At 72.1% G+C, this 506-nt stretch carries 1 protein-coding gene; it reads left to right on the top strand.

Going from position 1 to position 506, the window contains the following annotated elements:
- Nucleotides 1-116: 116 nt before the first annotated feature.
- The coding region (locus tag ABFX54_RS40075) for an alcohol dehydrogenase catalytic domain-containing protein (RefSeq protein ID WP_346112062.1) at nucleotides 117-506 on the top strand (390 nt) is incomplete at its 3' end.

Below are 506 nucleotides of genomic sequence, written 5' to 3'. Positions count from 1 at the left end.
AGGATCTCCTCCGGCCGCCGCGGTTTTTTGTCGCCCGCGACCCCCGCACAAGCGCCGACGGGGGAGGTATGGTTTTCATATGTCAGAAATTTCTTTCACGTGTCAGGGGAGACACCATGACGATGAAGGCCATCCGCTACCACGCTTACGGCCCGCCTGACGTCATCGAGCTGCGTGAGGTGGCCAAGCCCGTGCCGGGCGACGGCGAGGTGCTGGTCCGGGTCCGCGCGGCCGCGGTCAACCCCGGCGACCACCACCTGCTCAGAGGCAGCCCCTACATCCTGCGCGCGATGGCGGGCCCGGCCCGGCCGAAGCACCCCGGGCTCGGCAAGGACCTGGCCGGCGTGGTGGAGGCGGTGGGCGGGGGCGTCACGGCGTACGAGCGCGGCGACGAGGTCTTCGGCTGCGCCCAGGGCGCCTTCGCCGAATACGTCACCGTGCGCGCGGACGGGCCGCTGGCGCGCAGGCCCGCCGGGCTGACGTTCGGGCAGGCCGGCCCCCCTCCC

The sequence above is a fragment of the Nonomuraea maheshkhaliensis genome, assembly GCF_039529435.1.
GTDB lineage: Bacteria > Actinomycetota > Actinomycetes > Streptosporangiales > Streptosporangiaceae > Nonomuraea > Nonomuraea maheshkhaliensis.
Note: the sequence above shows the minus strand (reverse complement) of the source record. Positions and strands in the feature narration are given on the sequence as shown.